At 70.9% G+C, this 17,910-nt stretch carries 17 protein-coding genes; 8 read left to right on the top strand and 9 right to left on the bottom strand.

Annotated elements, in window-relative coordinates; genetic code table 11:
* The first annotated feature begins 81 nt into the window (after positions 1–81).
* The 5 genes from AB0C01_RS06130 (at position 82) to iolB (ending at position 4,659) form a co-directional block, all read left to right on the top strand.
* On the top strand, positions 82–945 hold the full coding sequence (locus tag AB0C01_RS06130) for a sugar ABC transporter permease (RefSeq protein WP_357570400.1): 864 nt from the start codon (positions 82–84) through the stop codon (positions 943–945).
* Positions 945–1,838 (top strand): carbohydrate ABC transporter permease, encoded by an 894-nt coding sequence (locus AB0C01_RS06135; protein ID WP_357240127.1) that lies wholly within the window; start codon positions 945–947, stop codon positions 1,836–1,838. Before AB0C01_RS06130 ends, AB0C01_RS06135 begins: the two co-directional genes overlap by 1 nt.
* A gap of 5 nt (positions 1,839–1,843) precedes the next feature.
* Positions 1,844–2,521, top strand: a complete 678-nt coding sequence (locus AB0C01_RS06140) for a hypothetical protein (RefSeq protein ID WP_357570401.1) — start codon at positions 1,844–1,846, stop codon at positions 2,519–2,521.
* Positions 2,522–2,605: 84 nt separating this feature from the next.
* A complete protein-coding gene (locus tag AB0C01_RS06145; protein ID WP_357240132.1) occupies positions 2,606–3,790 on the top strand; it encodes a glycoside hydrolase family 88 protein in 1,185 nt (394 codons plus the stop codon).
* On the top strand, positions 3,787–4,659 hold the full coding sequence (iolB, locus tag AB0C01_RS06150) for a 5-deoxy-glucuronate isomerase (RefSeq protein WP_357570402.1): 873 nt from the start codon (positions 3,787–3,789) through the stop codon (positions 4,657–4,659). The genes AB0C01_RS06145 and iolB overlap by 4 nt, the downstream gene beginning before the upstream one ends.
* A gap of 121 nt (positions 4,660–4,780) precedes the next feature.
* Here iolB and AB0C01_RS06155 read toward each other — a convergent pair whose 3' ends face one another.
* The 3 genes from AB0C01_RS06155 to AB0C01_RS06165 form a co-directional block, all read right to left on the bottom strand.
* Positions 4,781–6,016: a low temperature requirement protein A gene (locus AB0C01_RS06155; RefSeq protein ID WP_357570403.1), complete on the bottom strand. Its 1,236-nt coding sequence runs from the start codon at positions 6,014–6,016 to the stop codon at positions 4,781–4,783.
* Positions 6,017–6,097: 81 nt separating this feature from the next.
* The gene (locus AB0C01_RS06160) at positions 6,098–6,706 is read right to left on the bottom strand and encodes a hypothetical protein (RefSeq protein WP_357570404.1); all 609 of its coding nucleotides are present in this window, start codon (positions 6,704–6,706) and stop codon (positions 6,098–6,100) included.
* Between the two features lie 63 nt (positions 6,707–6,769).
* Positions 6,770–7,399 carry a hypothetical protein gene (locus tag AB0C01_RS06165; RefSeq protein WP_357570405.1) on the bottom strand — a complete coding sequence of 210 codons (630 nt, stop codon included), beginning with the start codon at positions 7,397–7,399 and terminating at the stop codon, positions 6,770–6,772.
* A gap of 80 nt (positions 7,400–7,479) precedes the next feature.
* Here AB0C01_RS06165 and AB0C01_RS06170 point away from each other — a divergent pair, with 80 nt between their 5' ends.
* The gene (locus tag AB0C01_RS06170; protein ID WP_357570406.1) at positions 7,480–8,814 is read left to right on the top strand and encodes an SWIM zinc finger family protein; all 1,335 of its coding nucleotides are present in this window, start codon (positions 7,480–7,482) and stop codon (positions 8,812–8,814) included.
* A complete protein-coding gene (locus tag AB0C01_RS06175; protein ID WP_357570407.1) occupies positions 8,811–11,381 on the top strand; it encodes a DUF6493 family protein in 2,571 nt (856 codons plus the stop codon). The genes AB0C01_RS06170 and AB0C01_RS06175 overlap by 4 nt, the downstream gene beginning before the upstream one ends.
* Positions 11,382–11,482: 101 nt before the next feature.
* On the opposite strand, the gene AB0C01_RS06180 is transcribed toward AB0C01_RS06175, so the two are convergent.
* The 4 genes from AB0C01_RS06180 to AB0C01_RS06195 all read right to left on the bottom strand — a co-directional run bounded on the left by AB0C01_RS06180 (position 11,483) and on the right by AB0C01_RS06195 (position 13,701).
* Positions 11,483–11,917, bottom strand: a complete 435-nt coding sequence (locus AB0C01_RS06180; protein WP_357570408.1) for an NUDIX domain-containing protein — start codon at positions 11,915–11,917, stop codon at positions 11,483–11,485.
* A gap of 39 nt (positions 11,918–11,956) precedes the next feature.
* Positions 11,957–12,298: a hypothetical protein gene (locus AB0C01_RS06185; RefSeq protein WP_357240157.1), complete on the bottom strand. Its 342-nt coding sequence runs from the start codon at positions 12,296–12,298 to the stop codon at positions 11,957–11,959.
* 98 nt (positions 12,299–12,396) lie between these two features.
* A complete protein-coding gene (locus AB0C01_RS06190) occupies positions 12,397–13,035 on the bottom strand; it encodes a LysE family translocator (RefSeq protein WP_357570409.1) in 639 nt (212 codons plus the stop codon).
* Positions 13,036–13,125: 90 nt separating this feature from the next.
* On the bottom strand, positions 13,126–13,701 hold the full coding sequence (locus AB0C01_RS06195; RefSeq protein WP_357570410.1) for a hypothetical protein: 576 nt from the start codon (positions 13,699–13,701) through the stop codon (positions 13,126–13,128).
* 370 nt (positions 13,702–14,071) lie between these two features.
* On the opposite strand from AB0C01_RS06195, the gene AB0C01_RS06200 reads away from it, so the two are divergent.
* The gene (locus tag AB0C01_RS06200; RefSeq protein ID WP_357570411.1) at positions 14,072–15,229 is read left to right on the top strand and encodes an NADAR family protein; all 1,158 of its coding nucleotides are present in this window, start codon (positions 14,072–14,074) and stop codon (positions 15,227–15,229) included.
* A gap of 7 nt (positions 15,230–15,236) precedes the next feature.
* Here the strand turns inward: AB0C01_RS06200 and AB0C01_RS06205 are convergent, their stop codons facing one another.
* Positions 15,237–16,823: a hypothetical protein gene (locus tag AB0C01_RS06205; RefSeq protein ID WP_357570412.1), complete on the bottom strand. Its 1,587-nt coding sequence runs from the start codon at positions 16,821–16,823 to the stop codon at positions 15,237–15,239.
* Between the two features lie 84 nt (positions 16,824–16,907).
* Positions 16,908–17,864: an NAD-dependent epimerase/dehydratase family protein gene (locus AB0C01_RS06210; protein WP_357570413.1), complete on the bottom strand. Its 957-nt coding sequence runs from the start codon at positions 17,862–17,864 to the stop codon at positions 16,908–16,910.
* Between the last annotated feature and the right edge of the window lie 46 nt (positions 17,865–17,910).

Raw genomic sequence — 17,910 nt, forward strand, 5'->3', positions numbered from 1 at the left:
CGGTCCCGCCCCCAGGCCGAACGCTTCCGGAGACTCCCTATGGCAACATTGCCGTCCACAAGACCCAGGAACCGGCGGCTGGTGTCGCGCAACACGGTCGCCGGCTGGTCGTTCATCCTTCCCAACTTCCTCGGCTTCGCCGCGCTCACCCTGCTACCCGTCGTCGTGCTGTTCTACGTGGCCTTCACCAACTGGAACGTCTTCGGGGTGGCCGAGTGGACCGGCACCGCCAACTTCCGGCGGATGTGGGACGACACGAGCTTCTGGACCGCACTGCGCAACACCGTCTACTACGCCGTCTTCCACATCCCGCTGACCCTCGGGGCAGCACTCGGGCTGGCGCTGCTGCTCAACCGCAAACTGCGCGGCGTGGGGTTCTTCCGCACCATCGCCTTCTTCCCCTACATCACCTCGATCGTGGCGATCGCGGTCGTCTGGAACCAGCTGTTCAGCCCGGAGTACGGCCCGATCAACGCTCTCCTCGGTGCCGTCGGGGTGGACGATCCGCCGGGCTGGACCGCGTCGGCGACCTGGTCGATGCCGGCGGTCATCATCGTCGGCACCTGGCGGTACATGGGCTACTACATGCTGTTGTTCCTGGCCGGCCTGCAGACCATCCCGGCCCAGCTCTACGAGGCGGCCGAGACCGACGGCGCCTCACCGTGGCAGCGGTTCGTGCACGTGACCCTCCCCGGGTTACGGACCACGACCTTCTTCGTCACGGTGCTGCTCACCATCGAGAGCTTCAAGGTCTTCGACCTCATCCTCGTGATGACCGGCGGCGGACCGGGCCAGTCGACACTCGTGCTCTCGCAGTACATCTACCAGAAGGGCTTCGAGGAGAACCAGTTCGGCTACGCCTCGGCGGTCTCCATCGTCCTGTTCGCCATCTGCTTCGGCATCACGGTCATCCAGTTCATGGTCAACAAGCGGAGGAACAGCTGATGACCGCGACCGACCTCTCCCTGCCCACCCCGGCCGTCGCCGCGCCCGGCAATCGCGCGCCCCGTCGACCGGTCCGGTCCCTGGGCGGGCGGATCCTCGGGTACGCCGCCCTCGCGCTCGCGGCGGCCGGGCTGCTGCTGCCGTTCTTCTGGATGGTGGTGGCGTCGTTGAAGACCAACAACGACGTCTTCACCATCCCGATCACCTGGCTTCCCGATCCGGTGGTGTGGCGCAACTACGTCGACATCTGGCAGCGCTCGGACATGACGACGTGGCTGTGGAACACCCTGCTGCTGTCGGTGATCGTCACCTTCCTGCAGGTGTTCACCGGCAGCTTCGCGGCCTACGGCTTCGCCCGGGTCCGCTTCCCCGGCCGCAACCTGCTCTTCCTGGCGTACGTCGGGACGATCGCGGTGCCCTGGCAGTCGTACATGATCCCGCAGTTCATCCTCATGTCGAAGCTGCACCTGTCGAACACGCTGTGGTCGATCGTCGCGATCCAGGCGTTCGGCGCGATCGGCGTGTTCCTGATGAAGCAGTTCTACGAGACGATCCCCGAGGAACTCAGCGAGGCGGCGCGGGTCGACGGACTCAGCGAGTACGGCATCTACCGACGGATCATTCTGCCGTTGTCCCGGCCGGCGCTGGCCAGCCTGGCCCTGCTGATGTTCACGACCACCTGGAACGACTACCTCGGCCCGCTCGTCTACCTGCGCAGCCCGGAGCTGCGCACCATCCAGTTGGGGCTGAACACCTTCATCTCCCAGTACAACGCCGAGTATGCGCTGATCATGACGGGCTCGGTGCTGTCCGTGCTGCCCGTCGCTGTCATCTTCCTGCTCGGCCAGCGCTACTTCATCGAGGGCGTCGCCTCGACCGGACTGAAGGGTTGAGGCCCATGCGTTCGCGCCACCACACCATGACCGCCGTCTTCGACGGGATCTACGCCGCGCTCACCACCAACGTGCTGCTGGTGCTCGGTTGCCTGCCACTGGTGACGCTCGCGTTCACCACCGACGCGGCGCGGTCCTGGCCGCTGTATGCGCTGACCGCTCCGCTCTGCGCGCCCGGGCTCTGTGCGGCCTTCGCGGTCATGTCCGCCTACTCGGCCGGCGACACCGGCGGGGTGCTGCGCACCTACGGCCGCGCCTGGCGAGCCACCGCCCGACCGGCGATGCTCTGGACGGCGGCGGCCATGACCGCCCTGGTGGTGCTCGCCGTCGACGCCCGCGCCGCGTGGGGCCACCGGGTCGGAGCGCTTGCCCTGCCGGTGCTGGCGACCCTGATCGTCCTCACCGTCGCGACCGCGCTGCTCGGGTTGGTGACCCTCGCCGACCGACCCACCGCGCGGTTGCGCGAGGTAGCCCGTACCTGCGTGTACCTGGCGGTGCGTCGGTGGTACCTCACCGCCGTGTCTCTGCTCGTGCTCGTGCTGCTCGCCCAGCTTCTGGCGGCCCGCCCCGCGATCGCGCTCGGCCTCGCCGCCGCGCCGCTGCTCTACGTCGTCTGGGCCAACAGCCGCTTCACGCTGCGCGCCGCCCTCGACCCACCGACCGTCGAACCCCAACGCATCTGACCACCACGTTCCTGCCACCGGGCCGGGACGCCGCTGGCACACCTGCCCGGCACCGGACCGGATCCACGAGGGAGAACAGCATCCATGACGGCGACCGACGTCCGTCCCAGCTCCGACGCAGAGGCCACGGCGGCCGCGGTGGCCGCCGCGATCCGCACCGTCGACGCGAACATCGCCACCTTCGGCGACCGGTACCCCGCGGACACCACCGACGCCAACCGCTACCCGCTGCGGCCGGCGAGCGCCGGCCAACCCGAGGGCGCCAACGTCGGCTGGACCACCAGCTTCTGGCCCGGGCAGCTCTGGCTGGCACACGACCTGACCGGTGACGACCGCCACCTGCGGGCCGCGCTGTCGCACGTGGACAGTTTCGCGGATCGGGTGAACCGCGGCATCGACCTGGACACCCACGACCTCGGGTTCCTCTACACCCTCTCCTGCGTCACCCCGGCCCGCCGTACCAACGATCCGCGTGCCCGCGGCGCGGCTCTCGCCGCCGCCGACCACCTGATGACGCGCGTCCTCGAACCCGCCGGAATCATCCAGGCCTGGGGCGACCTGAACGACCCCCGCCAACGGGGCCGCACCATCATCGACAGCCTGATGAACACACCGCTGCTCTTCTGGGCCAGCCAGACCACCGGCGACGACCGCTACGCCGACGCGGCCCGCCGGCACACCACGCAGCTGCGCCAGCACATCCTGCGTCCGGACGGCACCACCTTCCACACCTTCTACTGGGACACCGACAGCGGCGCCCCGCTGCGCGGCGAGACCGAACAGGGCCACGCCGACCACTCCTGCTGGGCTCGCGGGCAGGCCTGGGGCATCTACGGGTTCAGCCTCAACCACCGGCACCTCGGCGATCCCGCGCTGCTCGCCGCCGCGATGACCTGCGCCGACCGTTTCCTCGCGCACCTGCCCGACGACCGCGTCGCGTACTGGGACCTGGAGTTCGGCGACGGCAGCGGCCAGGAGCGGGACAGCTCGGCAGCGGCCATCGCCGTCTGCGGCCTGCTCGAACTCGCCGACAACCTCACCGACCCGGCCAGCGCCGGCCGGTACCGGGCGGCCGCCGCCGAGATCCTGCGCTCACTCATCGACCACTACTCCACCGGCGGCCAGCCGGGCTCGAACGCGCTGCTCCTGCACGGCGTCTACGACAAGCCCAAGGACGTCGGCGTCGACGAGGGAACCCTTTGGGGCGACTACTTCTACCTGGAAGCCCTCACCCGCGCCACCATCCCCGGCTGGGCCAGCCCCTGGTGACCACCGCGACCGACCCGCACCGCCCCGCATCCCGAAAGGTGACCATGAACTACCGCTACCACTGCACCATTCCCGCCGCCGAGGGCCGGAACACGCTGCCCGTCAATCCCTGTCAGCTGCTGGACTTCACCCTGCTGCGGCTGTCGGCCGGGGAGTCCTGGACCGGCGAGTCCGGTGACCGGGAGATCCTGGCGGTCATCCTCGGTGGCACCGCCACCTTCACCGTCGCGGGCCACCACTTCCCCCAGGTCGGCAGTCGTCCGGACGTTTTCTCCGGCAAGCCGCACTCGGTCTACCTCCCGGCCGGCTCCTCGATCACCGTCGAGGCCGTCACCGACGTGGAGATCGCCCTGCCCAGCGCCCCCAGCGACCTGGCCACCGAGCCCTATGTCATCGCGCCGGAGCAGGTCGCGACCGGCCGTTGGGGAGCGGCCAACTTCGGCCGCACCTATCACCAGATCCTCACCGAGATCGCCCAACCGGAGCTGCCCGCCCGCCGGCTCATCGTCGGCGAGACCTACACGCCCTCGGGCAACTGGAGCACCTACCCGCCACACCGGCACAAGGTCGACGACCTGCCCGCCGAGGCCGCACACGAGGAGATGTACTACTACCGCGTCAACCCGGCGGACGGATTCGGTATCAGCCGGGTCTACACCGACGAGGGGTACGAGGAGAACGTCACCATCCGCGACCACGTGATGCAGATGATGCCCGAGGGCTACCACACCGTGGTCAGCGCACCCGGCTACACCACCTACTTCCTGTGGTTCCTGGCCGGCACACAACGTACCCAGGGCGCCCGCGAAGACGCCGCCCTCGCCTGGGTGGGCCAGACCGTACCGACCCTGCGCAGCCTGGGCCTGTAGCGACGGTCCTGGACACCTCCGCGCCTCGACGGCCAGGTCGCGATGGTCACCGGCGACATGCGATCGACCAGACCATCGCGACCGGGCCGGCGCTCACCTCGCCCTGCGTGCGGCCGAGCGGTCACGCCTCGGAGTCGCGAACGTCGGTTGACTCCCGCCCGACCGGCGGAGCGGGCACCTCCAGCGGCTGTCCCCAGCTTCGCCGCGCGTCGAGCAGCGCGACCAGGGCCAGCACTCCGGCCACCACGCTCAGCCCGACCATCGGCGCCCAGCGGACCAGCGCCGGCGTGAACAGCAGCAGGGCCACGAATCCGATGGCGCGGGAACGGGAGACCCGGCCGAAGATCTCGTACTCCAGCCGCATGCGGGCGACGAGGAAGAGCATCGGACCGCCGACCACGAACAGGAGCCAACCGGGCCGCGGCTGCCCGAACGGATGATCGATCACCAACTCGTAGCCGACTGCCGTGACGAGCACGCTGAACACGATCAGCAGATGTGTCCGTTCCAACAACGTGCCCAGCCGGCCGGGCATGTCCGCCCGCTCCAACGCGTCGGTCAGCAGCAGGCCGGCGCGGTGGAAGTAGATCCGCCAGAGCAGCGCGCTGGTGGCGAACGTGACCGTGAAGGCGGCGGCCCGCCCGTAGGAATAGTCCGTGCCGCCGAAAACCACGCCGATGACCAGGATCGACTCACCGAGTGCGATGAGAAACACCTGCTGGTAGCGGTCGGCGAGATGGGTTCCCGCGATCCGCCAGCGACCCACCTTCGACGCCCCGAGCCACGGCAGCGGCCAGCCCAGCGCCCAGGCGAGGTAGTCGATCGCGAGTGCGGCAGCCCACAGCGGCAGTCGCAGTCGGTCCGGACCCAACGCGCCGGCCAGCCACAGCGGCGCGGTCGTCGATGCCCACACGGCAAGCCGGAACGGCACGAGCCGTCGCGGGTGACCCCGCAGCGCGGCGGCGACCACCAGCGGCCGCACCACCATCACCATCAGGTACGCGGCCGCGAACGCCAGCGCTCGCTCCTCCATGGCGCGGGACAGCGTCACCGCCATGATCAGGCCGGCGAACATGGTGCCGACCACGACGGCCTGAATGATCGGCCGCTCCGGTTCGTAGCGACTGGTGATCCACGCGGTGTGCGACCAGATCAGCCAGAGCGCGAGAAAGAGCAGCAGGGTACGTCCGAACCCGGTGACGAGCGCCCAGCCGGTGTCATCGCTCAGGCCGGCGAACCGTTGGGAGACCCGGGTGAGGGCCACGACGAAGGCCAGATCGAAGAACAGCTCCAGGAACGTCGCGCGGCCGGAACTGGTGGGCGGACGCAGCAGGTCGGCACCCCGCACCGCCGCCATCGTCCGCCTCCGTCCGCCCCTGTTGCACCAACGAGCCGGCCGCCAGAGGAGTTGCGTCAGCCCTCACCCGGGCCACGACGCTCACGTCGGATCGGGTTCGAGGTGCGGCTGTTCGAGGCTCCCGCGGAGCCACCCGTCGAGCCAGTCCACGAGCGAGATGCCCTCCGCGTAGAACGAGTGTTCGCCAAGGCCGGAGTTCGGGTCGAAGCCCCACATCATCGCTCCCCTCCCCAGGCAGTCGACGTACGAGTAGATCGCACATCCCCAATAACCGATCGGCAGCAAGCCGGCGGGTTCGCGAGGGCTGAGCAGATCGACCGCGGTACGACCGAGATCGTCCGTGCCACCGCCGGCAACGCCCAGCACCGGACCGAAGCCGCCGTTGGCGACCTCCAGGTAGATGCGTCGAAGCAGCGGCGGCAGCGGATGCCCCAGCAGCCCTTCCGCGTCGTCCACGGCGTGCACCGAGGCCGGTTCGAGCGGCGGCAACGGGTCGACGGCGTCGGCTGCCAGCGCGGCGAGATGCTCCTGCGACCCGCGTACCACCAGCCACCGCGTGCCCTCGGGCGCGGGACTCAGCACCCAGTTGCCGTTCGCGTCCAGGTCGCCGGGGCGGATCCACACGTCATCGCTGTAGTCGCGAGCTGCCACGCGAGCGGCGATACCCCGCAACACTTCGTCTTCGCGCACCCGCTCAGTATCCTGTGCCGGTCGGCCGGCCGATGCCCGCCGGCAGGCGGACCGACGGGTGCGTCACCCGATGGGTACGGCCGCCTGCGTCGCCCGGAGGAACGTCAGCGCCTTCGACCTGAGCGTTTCGGTCGCGGCGTACGAAGCACCCCCGACGGAGAACCAGACCTTCACCACCAGGTTGCCGGTGCGGGCGTGGACCATGTACTCGGCGTACTTGAAGCCCGGATCGGAGCGCCTGGTGAAGGCTTCGGCCTCCTCGCCCAGACCGGGGATGCCGCCGGCCGGAGTCATGACCGTCACCTGCTGCGTCGCCCGGTAGAGCCGCCCAGCCTCCTCCGCGCTGACCAGCGTGGACGCCTCCACCAGCAGGTTCGCCTGATGGCCGGTCCTGGTCCGCATCTCGAACAGACACGCCGCCCCCGGGTGCCCCAGCGGTGGCTTCGGATCGGTGCGGGCAACCGTCAGGGACAGCTCCGCCAACGGTCGAAGATCAGTACGTTTGCACAGGTCCAGATCCTGGGCGCGGAAGACCGGGCCGGCCGAGGCGGTGGGCGTGCTGGCGGCAGCGCTGGCCGTGGTCGCACCTGTGGTCGGCACCGCCACCGGCGCCGGGGCACCGTCACAGGCGGCAGCGCCAAGCACCGCGACGAGCGCCACGACAGGACGGGGCACACCGGCCAACGCAGACACGACCCGACCATACCGGCCGTGCGGCTGGTGGACTGACCTCCCTCGCAGGATGTCGGGGGTCGGTCGTACGTTCTGCAGTCGTGAGCGTCCTCCAGACCTACCGCTACCTCCGACCGTCCACACTGCACCGGGGTGACCTGGCGCTGCAGACAAGCGGCGGACCCGCGACCAACCCGCGGTTCTTCTCCGGTTTTCTGACGACTCCGCAGGCGGCGGCCGCCGGGCTTCTGGCGGTCGCGGAAGTTGCCCGGACCCGGTACCACCAGCCGGTCAGCCCGGCGAGCCTCGATCCCGTGGTCACCGGCAGCCGGGACCGGATGCGCTTCGAGTCGTTCTCCGGCTGCTGCGGGGTGTACGCGCGGCTGGACGTCGTGCCGGCCGGGTTCGACGGCGACATCGTCGAGCACGGCACCACGAACGTCGACGTGAACGCGCCGCTGCGGGAGGCGCTGGCCCGGGTGGGCGGCATCGACCCCCTGCACCTGTCGGTGGGTCCGGACGACCTGACGGTGTCCACCCTCGACGGGGAGGTGGTGGAGAAGAAGGTGCCGCTGCCCGGACGTTGGCTGCGCGGGTTCGCCGAGGTCCATCTGATCGCCGCGGCCATGCAACCGCGGGCGGAGATTCCCGCGGCGGAGGCGTCCGCCTTCCTGCGCCGGCTGCCGGCGGGCAACGACCGGTCGGTGCTCTGGGTGGTGCCGACCGGGCGCTCGCTGCGGCTGACCGCACGCCCCGTGCCCGGCGCGGTGTGCCTGGCCGGCGCCGGGCGGCTCGCCACGCTGCGGGGGCTGCTCAGGTACGCGAAGAGCCTGCGGGTGTACGGGCCACCGGCGGCGGCCGGGTCGCCGCCGCTACCGAGCGTGTGGCAGCTCGACACCGGCGCGCTGCGGCTGTCGCTGACCCTCTCGCCGGAGCCCTACCGGGGCTTCTCCGGCGAGGGCGGCGCGCTGACCGCGCTCGCCACGGACGACGTCGCCGACGACGCCGCGCTCGTCGCCGCACTGCTGTCCTGGGACCCGACGATCGATGTCCACGCGTTGGCCGCCTCGGCGGGGATCTCGGCGGACCGGGTCCGGGCCGCCCTGGCCCACCTGGGCACCGCCGGACGGGTCGGGTTCGACGTGACCGAGGCGGGCTACTTCCACCGGGTGCTGCCGTACGACGCCGGCCGGGCCGAGCGGGACAATCCGCGGCTGGTCGCGGCGCGGGCGCTGGTCGAGGCGGGCGCGGTCACCCTGGACGGCGAGGCGGCGACCGTACGCCACGGCGACGAGGTCTACCGGGTGCGCCGCCGAGCGGACCACTCGTACACCTGCTCCTGTCCCTGGTGGGCGCGGCACCGCGGTCAGCGCGGGCCGTGCAAGCACGCGCTCGCCACGTCGATGGTGGGCGCTTCGGTGGAGGTCGGGGCGTGAGCGATCCGTTCGACTTCCTGGTCCAGGGCGACGTTCGCGCGGCCGTCGACGCGGTCACCGACCTCGACGAGCAGGGACGGCGGTCGTTCGCCGGTGGGCTGGTGGCCCACGTGCGCCGGCGGCGCGACAACTGGTGGTGGAACGATCAGGCGGGTGCCCTGGCGGTGGCCGCCGTCGGGTGCCTGCCGACCGCCGCCGCGGCGGCCGAGCTGCTCGGTCGGCGGAACGTGTCGCTGCGGGGTGTCGACGCCGCGCTGGTGGCCCAGGTCGGGCGGACGCGCGGGGTGCCCTGGCTGGGCGAGCTGGCACACCGGCTGGCGGACCGGCTCCGCCGCGATGACCCGACGGACGGCTGGGCATTCGTCGCCGAGCTGCTCACCGCAGAGAAGGCGGCGGCACCCACCGGTGACCAGTTCGTGCAGGGGTGGCTCGCCCTGATGGCGTGGCCGCCGGAGGGGCAGCGACCGATCCCGCTGGTGGACCGGCTCCGGGCGGACGTGTTTCTCGACGCCCTGGTGCCGCGCCTGTTCGAGCTGGACGGTGCCGGGACGCGGATGTCCTTCGACGAGTTCATGACCGACGAGACGTTCGCCCTGCCGCGCGCGTTGGCACGACTGGCCGGCGAGGGCCGCCTGGACCGGAGGGTGCTGCTCGACGGTTGCATGAGCCGGCTGTTGCGCGGCGACCGGCCGGCCGCGTTGCGCGCGTTCGTCACCCTGCACGCCCTGCTGGAGCCCACCGCCAGCGAGGTCGACGGGCATCGCGGCGACTACCTGCGCCTGCTCGCCGACGCCCCAGGGCCGGTGGCGTCGATGGCGCAGAAGACGTTGCGGGCTCGCGACGGCGTGGAGATCGAGGGGCTGCTCGACACGTCGCGGGCTGTGCTCGTCCGGCCCGACAAGGCGCTGGTCCGCGCCCAGCTCGCGTGGCTGGACCAGCTCGCCCGCCGGCACCCCGACCGGGCGGCGGAGATCGCCGAGGTGATCGCGACAGCTGTCGACCACCCGGCGGCGGACATCCGCGACCGGGCCGGCACGCTGGCCGCCCGGCACGGGCACGTGGTCGCCCCGCGGGTCGTGGTCGGTGCGGTGGGCGACGACCTGCCACCACCGGCCGGCCCGCTGCCCGCTCCCCCGGCCATCGCCGACCCCGACGAGCTGGCCGAGGAGGTCGCCTCCCTGCTCGGCGGCCCGAAAACAGCGTCCGACCTGGAACGGGTTCTCGACGCGGTGGTCCGGCTCGCCGGTGACGACCGGCTGAAGGAGGCCCTGATTCCGGTGCTGCGACGGCACCGCGCCGGCGCGGAGGAACACCCGTGGGATCCGTACTGCCTGTGTGGTCTCCTCGGCGGGGTGCTGCACGCGGCGGCCGATCCGGTCGAGGGAGGCGGACGGCGGGGACGATGGGCCGCGATGCTGGCGGCGGTGCGGCGGCGCGCGCCGGGCGGACCGTCGCCCGATGCACGGGTACTCCCGCCGCACCGGTTGCTGCGCGCCCGGCTGGCCGAGATCGGTGACCGCGTCGGTATGCCCCAGCACCCCGGTCTGCTCGCGGCCCCGACGATGGCGAACGGTGCCCTCGACCCGGAGGTGCTGTACGACCGGCTGGCCCTGCTCGGCCAGCACGGCGCGTGGGAGATGGACCTGACGCAGGCCCTGCTGCGGCTGCCCGCGCGTGTCGACGAGCCGCTCGCGGCCAGGGCCGCGACGCTCGGCACACCGGCCGGCGACCGGCTCGCCGGCTGGCTGCGCGCCGGCGGCCTGCCGACCCCGGACCAGCGGGTGGTCACGCTGCCCCGACAGGAGCGCCGGCAGAGCTACTACCTGGGGTACGACGAGCCGCCTCGGCAACGGACCCACGTGGTGCTCAGCCCGCCGGAGGGCGTCGACGACCCGTTCGGCCTGCTCACCGTGCCGGCCGGAACGGTCGACAGCTACGTCGGCGACGCGGCTCTGCTCTGGCCGGCCGTGCTGCCAAGCTACCGGGGACTGGTCGCGGCGTACGCGCTGCCCGACATCGCCAGCGGCGCCGACCAGGACCTGTCGGGTGGTGCCGCGATCCTGCCGCTGCTCGCCGAGTGCGGCGGCGACGGCGGTCCCGCCGTCGATCTCGCCCTCGCGTACGGCCTGGGTGCCCGGCACGAGTCCGACCGGGTCGCGGCCGTCGACGCCCTGCTGATGCTGGCCGCCTCCGGCGACCTGGACGCTCCCACGGTCGGAGCTCACCTCGGCACCCTCGCCGCCGTCGGTGACCTCACGCTGACCCGCACCCTGCAGCCGCTGCGCGACGCGGCCGCCGCCGGTGCCCCGCTCAGCGTCTGGCGCCTGCTCGCCGCCGCGTTGCCTTCGCTGCTGGCGGCACCGAAGCCCTCGCGCGGCACCCCGGACCTGCTGACCCTGGCGGCGGAGACGGCGGGCGCGACAGGCGTCCGGATCGACGTGCCCGGGCTGGCCGAGGCCATCGCGCGCGGCGGGTCGAGCCGACTGGTCACCGAGGCGAGGCGCCTGGCCGCCGCGAGTGGCTCCAGGCCCGCACCAGGACGTCACCCGGAGTCTGCTGATCACTGAGGGGTTGGCGGGTTGGGCTTGACGCACCGTCGAGGCTCGTGGTGCAACCAGAGCAGCACCGCAACAGCAGCCACCACCGCGACCCGCTGGCGGCAGCGGCGTCAGTCGAAAATTCGGCCCAGGAGCGCACCCTGACCGGATTGCAGGATGTGCCCCGCCGTCAACGGCACCCAGAAGCACTCGAACGGAGTCGGCGGCTGGGTGCCGTCGTGGCCCTCCTGGCTCGACCAACGCAGGGGCGTGGGCTCCAAGAGTTCCATGAGGAAGATGTGCCGGCGCTGGATCTCGAACCGAAGAGGGCTGATGTCGTACTCGGCCTCCCCCAGCTTGCGGACGACCCTGAAGTCCGTGAGCCCGGTCTCCTCGCGGGCTTCGCGAAGCGCGGCATCCTCCGGAGCCTCACCGGGGCGGATGGTGCCACCCGGCACCTGGACGCCCACCTCCTCGTAGCTGTGGTCCGTGTGCCGGAAGACGAGCAGCCCTCCATTCCGCACGATGTAACAGAGCGCCTTCTGCGTGACGGCCTTCTCGGGCATGACGACCTTCCGCTCGACGTCGTGATCGATACCTGGAGGTCACGTCAGGCTGCACCGGGAGCCGCAGAAAGGACAGAAGGCACGTTTGGCGTTCGATGTCACTTCGATGTCGCACTTCGCGCAGTGACCGTTCTCCCACAGGCCCTGGTAAAGCCCAAGCCCACCGTCGTAGTAGTCGCGGTCAGGCCAGGCGACCAGCTCCACCTCAAGACCGGGATCGTCCTCATAGGCTGTCGCCTCAGCCAGGACCAGTTCGGTTCGGATGCCGTGGTTGTCCTCGGTGTGACGCGGCAAGACTCGGCGCATCACGTCGACGAGCTCGTACACCGGTAACGCCGCGAGCTGCTCGGCGAGGCGGTCGCGCTCTTCGTCAGTCGTCACGCGACGGACCATACGCGCGGCCTTACCGCCCTCGTCGACTGTGGGCGCGTCGCCCGTCAGCGCAGCACCTCAGGAACCCACTGACTCAGGAGTCAATCTCAGGCCCGCGCGGTCGTGGTTATCGCGAAGGCGGCGAGCACGCAGTAGACCACGCCGGCTGCCCGGTCAAGTGAACGTAGTCGCAGCCTCGGTGTCAGCGTTCGCAGGAATCCGCCGGCCAATGCCCAGAGCGTGTCAGGAATGCTGGCAAGTGCGATAAACAGCAGCCCAAAGATCAGCAACTGTACGGGGACGGGTCCAGTGTCGGCGGAGACGAACTGGGGTAGGAAGGCCAGGAAGAAGACGGCGGTCTTCGGGTTCAGGGCACCGACAAGCAGGCCGCTGCGGAATGCGGCAAGAGGTCTGAGATCTCCGCGGGCACCCTCACCCGCTTGGGCAAGAGTCCCCTCCTTGCGGGAGCGGAACGCCTTCCAGGCGAGCCACAGCAGCCACGCCGCGCCGGCCAGTTTGACGATGGTGAACAACTGGGCGCTCGCCGCTATGACGGCGGAGACGCCGACGACAGCACCGAAAACGTGTACCAGATATCCGATCTCGACTCCGAGCACGCAAGCCAGGCCGAGGGCGCGGCCCTTCTGTACGGAGTTGGTAAGAATGAACGCGACAGACGGACCGGGGAAGCAGACGATCGGGATCGTCGTGGCGAGGAAGAGTAGTAGCAGGCTCCGACTTATCACACCGTCTCCTCGCTCACCCAGCCCTCGGTCGAGTCCGGCTGCTAGCCGTACTCGATTGTCGTCACGCTGGAGACCAGCCGCATCTTGAGGTCAGGTTCTGTTGCGGCGGCGGGCTTCGATGTCGCGCATCACCTCGGGGTCCCATTGGCCGGCGTTCCAGTCCTCGCTGGTCGGAGTGGGCGACAGCGGCCACGCCGGGTCCTGCCCGGCGACCGGCGAATAGTGGCCGGCGACGACTCGGTCGACGTCAGCGATCAGCCGCAGGACCCGCGCCCGGCTGTGCAACATGCCCCCGATCAGCGCGGCGGCGCCCAGGATACGCAGGGTCGCCTGGCCGAACAGGACGGCCGGAGCGGTTCGGTCGGTGGCCAGCCAGGCGACGGCAGCACTGGAGACGATGCAGGCGGAGAAGACGCGCGTGCCCCAGTGGCGGCTGTACGAGCGGCCGGAGGAGCCGTGCGCCTCGGCGATCTGGCGGGTGCCGCGGCCCCAGATAAGCCCGCTGACCACCAGGCCGATGATGGCGGCGAACAGGATCAGGTTGGCCAGGGCCAAGCCGATCGCGGTGCCGGAGCCGCCGATCGCCGCGCCGGTGCCGGAGGGGGGCAGCGGCCGGGCCCGGCCGCTCGGGAGGCTGCCCAGGACGGCCGCGGCGATCGCGGCCACGGCGAAGAGGATGGCGAACCCGATCGCGAACCAGGTCGCGACGTTCCAACCTGTTGTTCTGAGCGCGGGCGGAGGTGTGGAGGACCGGCACGTGTGGCCTTGGCCGGGGTGTCCGAGTTCGGCTCCGCATTTCGTACAGTGCACAGTGTTCTCCTGAGCGGCGCGGCCGAGACTTCGCTGGGCCAGCTGAACTGGTATCGCATCTCGTCGCACGGGTAAAGATCCGCCGGTTCGGTGCGTAGAGGATCATGCCCGGTCGGTGCCGATCCGGCGACCCCGATTCCGCGAGACGCTCGCCGACGGGCAGCGCACGGGTAATGGGCGGCCGTTGCGCATGGTGGGTCGGACACGGTTGGACTACGGTGCGCCGATGACCAGATATCGCCGCACCTACCGCCAGGTGGACGGCCAACGAGTCGAAGGCACCTGGCGGCCCGTCTTTACCCGCAGCATGGACACGTACTTCCTGGCCGACCTGGTCATCTACGCCGACGGCGCGATCGACTGCGGCACCGGCGGGCTGACCGACCTCGACGGGTTGGCGGAACAACTGCGCTGCGGCAGCGTCGCCACCGCTCTGGAGGAGGGCGCATGGGCATCGGCGCATCACCTGGCGGCGTGGCGGTTCACCGAGCCCAGCTCCGCGATCAGCGCCGAGATGCTTCTCGGCGAGGTCTCCGACGAGATCGACCGGCTCAACGGTCGACCCGACTCCACCGGTCGATGCCTACAAGCGGTGCAGACCTACCTGGCCGACCCCACCGACGACAACCGACACACGGTTCGTGAGCGCTACCTGGCCATCCCCGAACACCTGCGCGTCTACGCCCTCGGCGACATGGACCGCAAAGACGTTCCACTGCGAATCCTGATCACCGACCTCGGTGCACCACTGCACGGCCGGCCGAACGGACCGGTCGTCACCGAGCAGAGGCGGGCCGAGGCGGTCGCGTACTTCCGCGAACGGGAGATCGCGATCGAGACCTGGGACGCGCGAGTCCCGGCCGATGGCCCCGAACGCCCGGTGCACCCCACGCTGACGATCCCCAAGGTGGTCTACCCCCGCGGCTGGCCGGATCCACCCGGCGTCGAAGTCCTGCAGAACGACTACCCGGCAGTGATCACCGTCGGCGCCACCAGCTACCCCAGCGTCACACACGCCTACTGGGCGCTCTCGACGTCCGACCCACACTGGCACGACCAGATCACCGCGGCACCGCGCGGATACGACGCCGGCCTGCTAGCTGAGCAGGCACCCCGCCATGCCGACTGGGCTGCGGCGCGGCTGGCCGTCATGACCGTCCTGCTGCGTGCCAAGTACACCCAGCACCCGCAGATGGCACAGACCCTGCTGGACAGCGGCGACGCCCACGTCGTCTACGTCGACTCCGGCTCCGCCTACTGGTCCATCGGTAGCGAACGAGCCACCAACTGGGTCGGCCGACTGCTCGAAGTGATCCGCTCCGAACTCGCCGCCGCTGGGGCCGGAATCCCCCTTCCACAACCGTCAGGGTCTCCGCTCTCCTGAATGGCCGTCATCCGCTGGGATGGTTGCTCGCGAGCCAGCCCGAGAGTTGCTGACTGGTCTCCTCGCCGAGCGCCGCTGCGGCCCTTGCCGCCAACGCGACAAGCTCAGCGTGTTCCGCACCGGTGACCTGCAGTTCCGGCTGCGGGGTCCGGCGCCACGTCGTCCGCGCCACGTCACGGGCGATGCGGGTGGCATCGGCCCTGCCCCGCTCGGCCAGGCGCGGGTGCGCGTCGACGGCCAGTAGCAGTGCGGCGCGCAGCTCGACGTCGACACCCCGACCGCGCAGGAGACGGTAGCCGGCCCGCCGTAGTTCCGCTCGCCCATCCCGAAGCAGTTCCCACGGTAGGTCCGGCGGCAGCGCGCCGGCCACCGGGCGCAGCGCTGCGGTCACTTCCCGCACCACGGCCGGTGACGGATCCCGCACCAGTGCCGCCAACTCCCCCGGCACCACCGCGTCCAGCAGTCGCAGACCACGTACCGCCTGAGCACGGACCCTTGCCCGCTCATGGCCGAGCAGTCGCTGTAGCAACGGGGCGTCCGCTGCGGAGCCGGTCTCGGCGAGTCCGGCGATCGCCCCCGAACCAGGCTCGCCGACCTCGACGCCAGTCCGATAGCGCGCCCGCACGTCGACACCGAGGCGGCGGGCCGCGTCTCGGGCCACCGCCCGTACCAGCGGCGCGTCATCATCCAGGTGTCCGACGACGTCGGCGTCCTTGCCGGCGCGGATCAGTCCGGTCAACGCCACCACCCGCACCTCGGCCCGGACCGACCGCGCCAGACGCTGCAGGACATCCAGCCGACGGGTCCACACCGCCTCACGACACGCCGCCTCTGCCGCCCGCGCCCGCAGCCGTACATCCGGATCCGACTCGGCAAAGGTCACGAGATCCGGCACACGCAGCCGGCCTTGCGTCAGGACGAGCTCGAAGACGAACTGCCGCTCCCGACGGCCGCCCTCGCCGAGGACACCGCGCCACACCTGCTCCGTCACCGCCAGCACCGCTGCCTGAGCCTGGGTGACCGCGAAGCCAGCACGCAGGCGCGCGTCCAGGCGCAGCGCCATCGGCAACACCGCAGGCAGGAAGACACCGGGGTCGTCGGCGAGCAGCACCGCGAGCCCGGCGCGCGCCCGGTCCCGCACCGGCCTGACCCAATCGGCGGTACGCAGCACCAGAAACGGCATCACCTCCGGGCACGGCCGACTGACCATCGCAGCGACCGCAGGCTCACGGATCCGCCCGTCCCGATGCATGCTCGCCAATACCATCGCCACCGGCCCCGACGACACAGTCGAAAACCGTTCCGCGATGCGCGTCGCAGGCTCCTGGTAGTGGGCGTACCACGGCTCCGACCGCGCGTGCCCGTCGAGCCGCACCACCAGCCCCGGCAGCCCGGCGACCAACGCCAAGGCCGACCGCGCCACCACCTCGTCGCCCAGGGCATCGACCTTCAGCAGCACCTCGACCAGACGGTGCAACGCCTCCCACCGGCCATCGCACGCCTCGTGGGCCGTGACCCGCACCGCGCCCAGCAACTCACTCTCCCCCGCCACCGAGGGCGGGCGAACGTCACTGTCGCGTCGGCCCCAGATCATGCCGACATCCTGCCCCAACCAACCAACCCAACCGCACCGGTTTTCCAGCCCTGCCCCGAACCGAAGCACGCGTCAACCGCGCCGTCAGCGGCCACCCTGACCACTCCACGGGCTGGCCCCGGGTGTCGTCGCGCGCCACGCGTACTCCCGTGGGGTGGGTTCGTCGGGCAGACCGCCGTTGCGGCGGAACCAGGCCAGGGTGGCGGCCAGGCCGCTGGCCAGGTCCACGTCCGGGACGAGGCCGAGCGCGGCGAGTCGGCTGACGTCGAGCGTCAGCTCGGCCTGGCGGAACGGGAAGTACTCCCGCGCCGGTACGGACGGGTCCGTGACCGGCACGATCCGGGCGGCGGGCAGGCCGATGACGTCCGCGAGCACCGCGAGGTACTCCAGGAACGTGTACCCGCGCTGTTCGGCGACGTTGTACGTGCCCGTCGGCAGCCGGCCCTCCACCGCCGCCACGACCGTCTCGGCCACCGTCCGCGAGGCGCAGAACTGGATCCGGGTACGTCCGTCACCTGGCACGAAGACCGGCTGGTCGGCGGCCATCCTGGCCCAGAGGAACTGTTCGCGCTGTTCGGTGTTGTGCGGGCCGTAGACGTAGGGCGGGCGCAGGACGGTGAGGGACCGTGCGGGTAGCGCCTCGCGCAGGAGCCGCTCGCAGGTCGCCTTGGCCTCGCCGTACCCGCCCCAGATCGCGTCGCCGTCGGCCCGATCGTCCTCCCGGAACGGCGGAGCCGCCGACTCACGGCTGTACACCGCCGCCGAGCTGATGAACACGTACCGGGGGATCTCCGTGGCTCGGGGCAGGTGCCGCAGGTGCCCGGGCACGGTAGCGGAGACGTCGACGACAGCGTCGTACGCCACCGTCCACGCGTCGGCCATCTGGCGGGTGTCGTCGCGGTCGGCGACGAGCTGCGTGATCCGGCCGTCCCAGAGGGGCTGCGTTCCACGGTTCAGCACGGTCACGTCGTGACTGTCGAGGAGGGCGTCGACGATCGCCCGACCAACGAACCTCGTACCGCCGAGTACCAGCAACTTCATGAGTCCACCTAATTGCTAGGCGGCTGACGTTACCGATACGGCTGTG

It is taken from the genome of Micromonospora sp. NPDC048905, assembly GCF_040649655.1.
Classification (GTDB): domain Bacteria; phylum Actinomycetota; class Actinomycetes; order Mycobacteriales; family Micromonosporaceae; genus Micromonospora.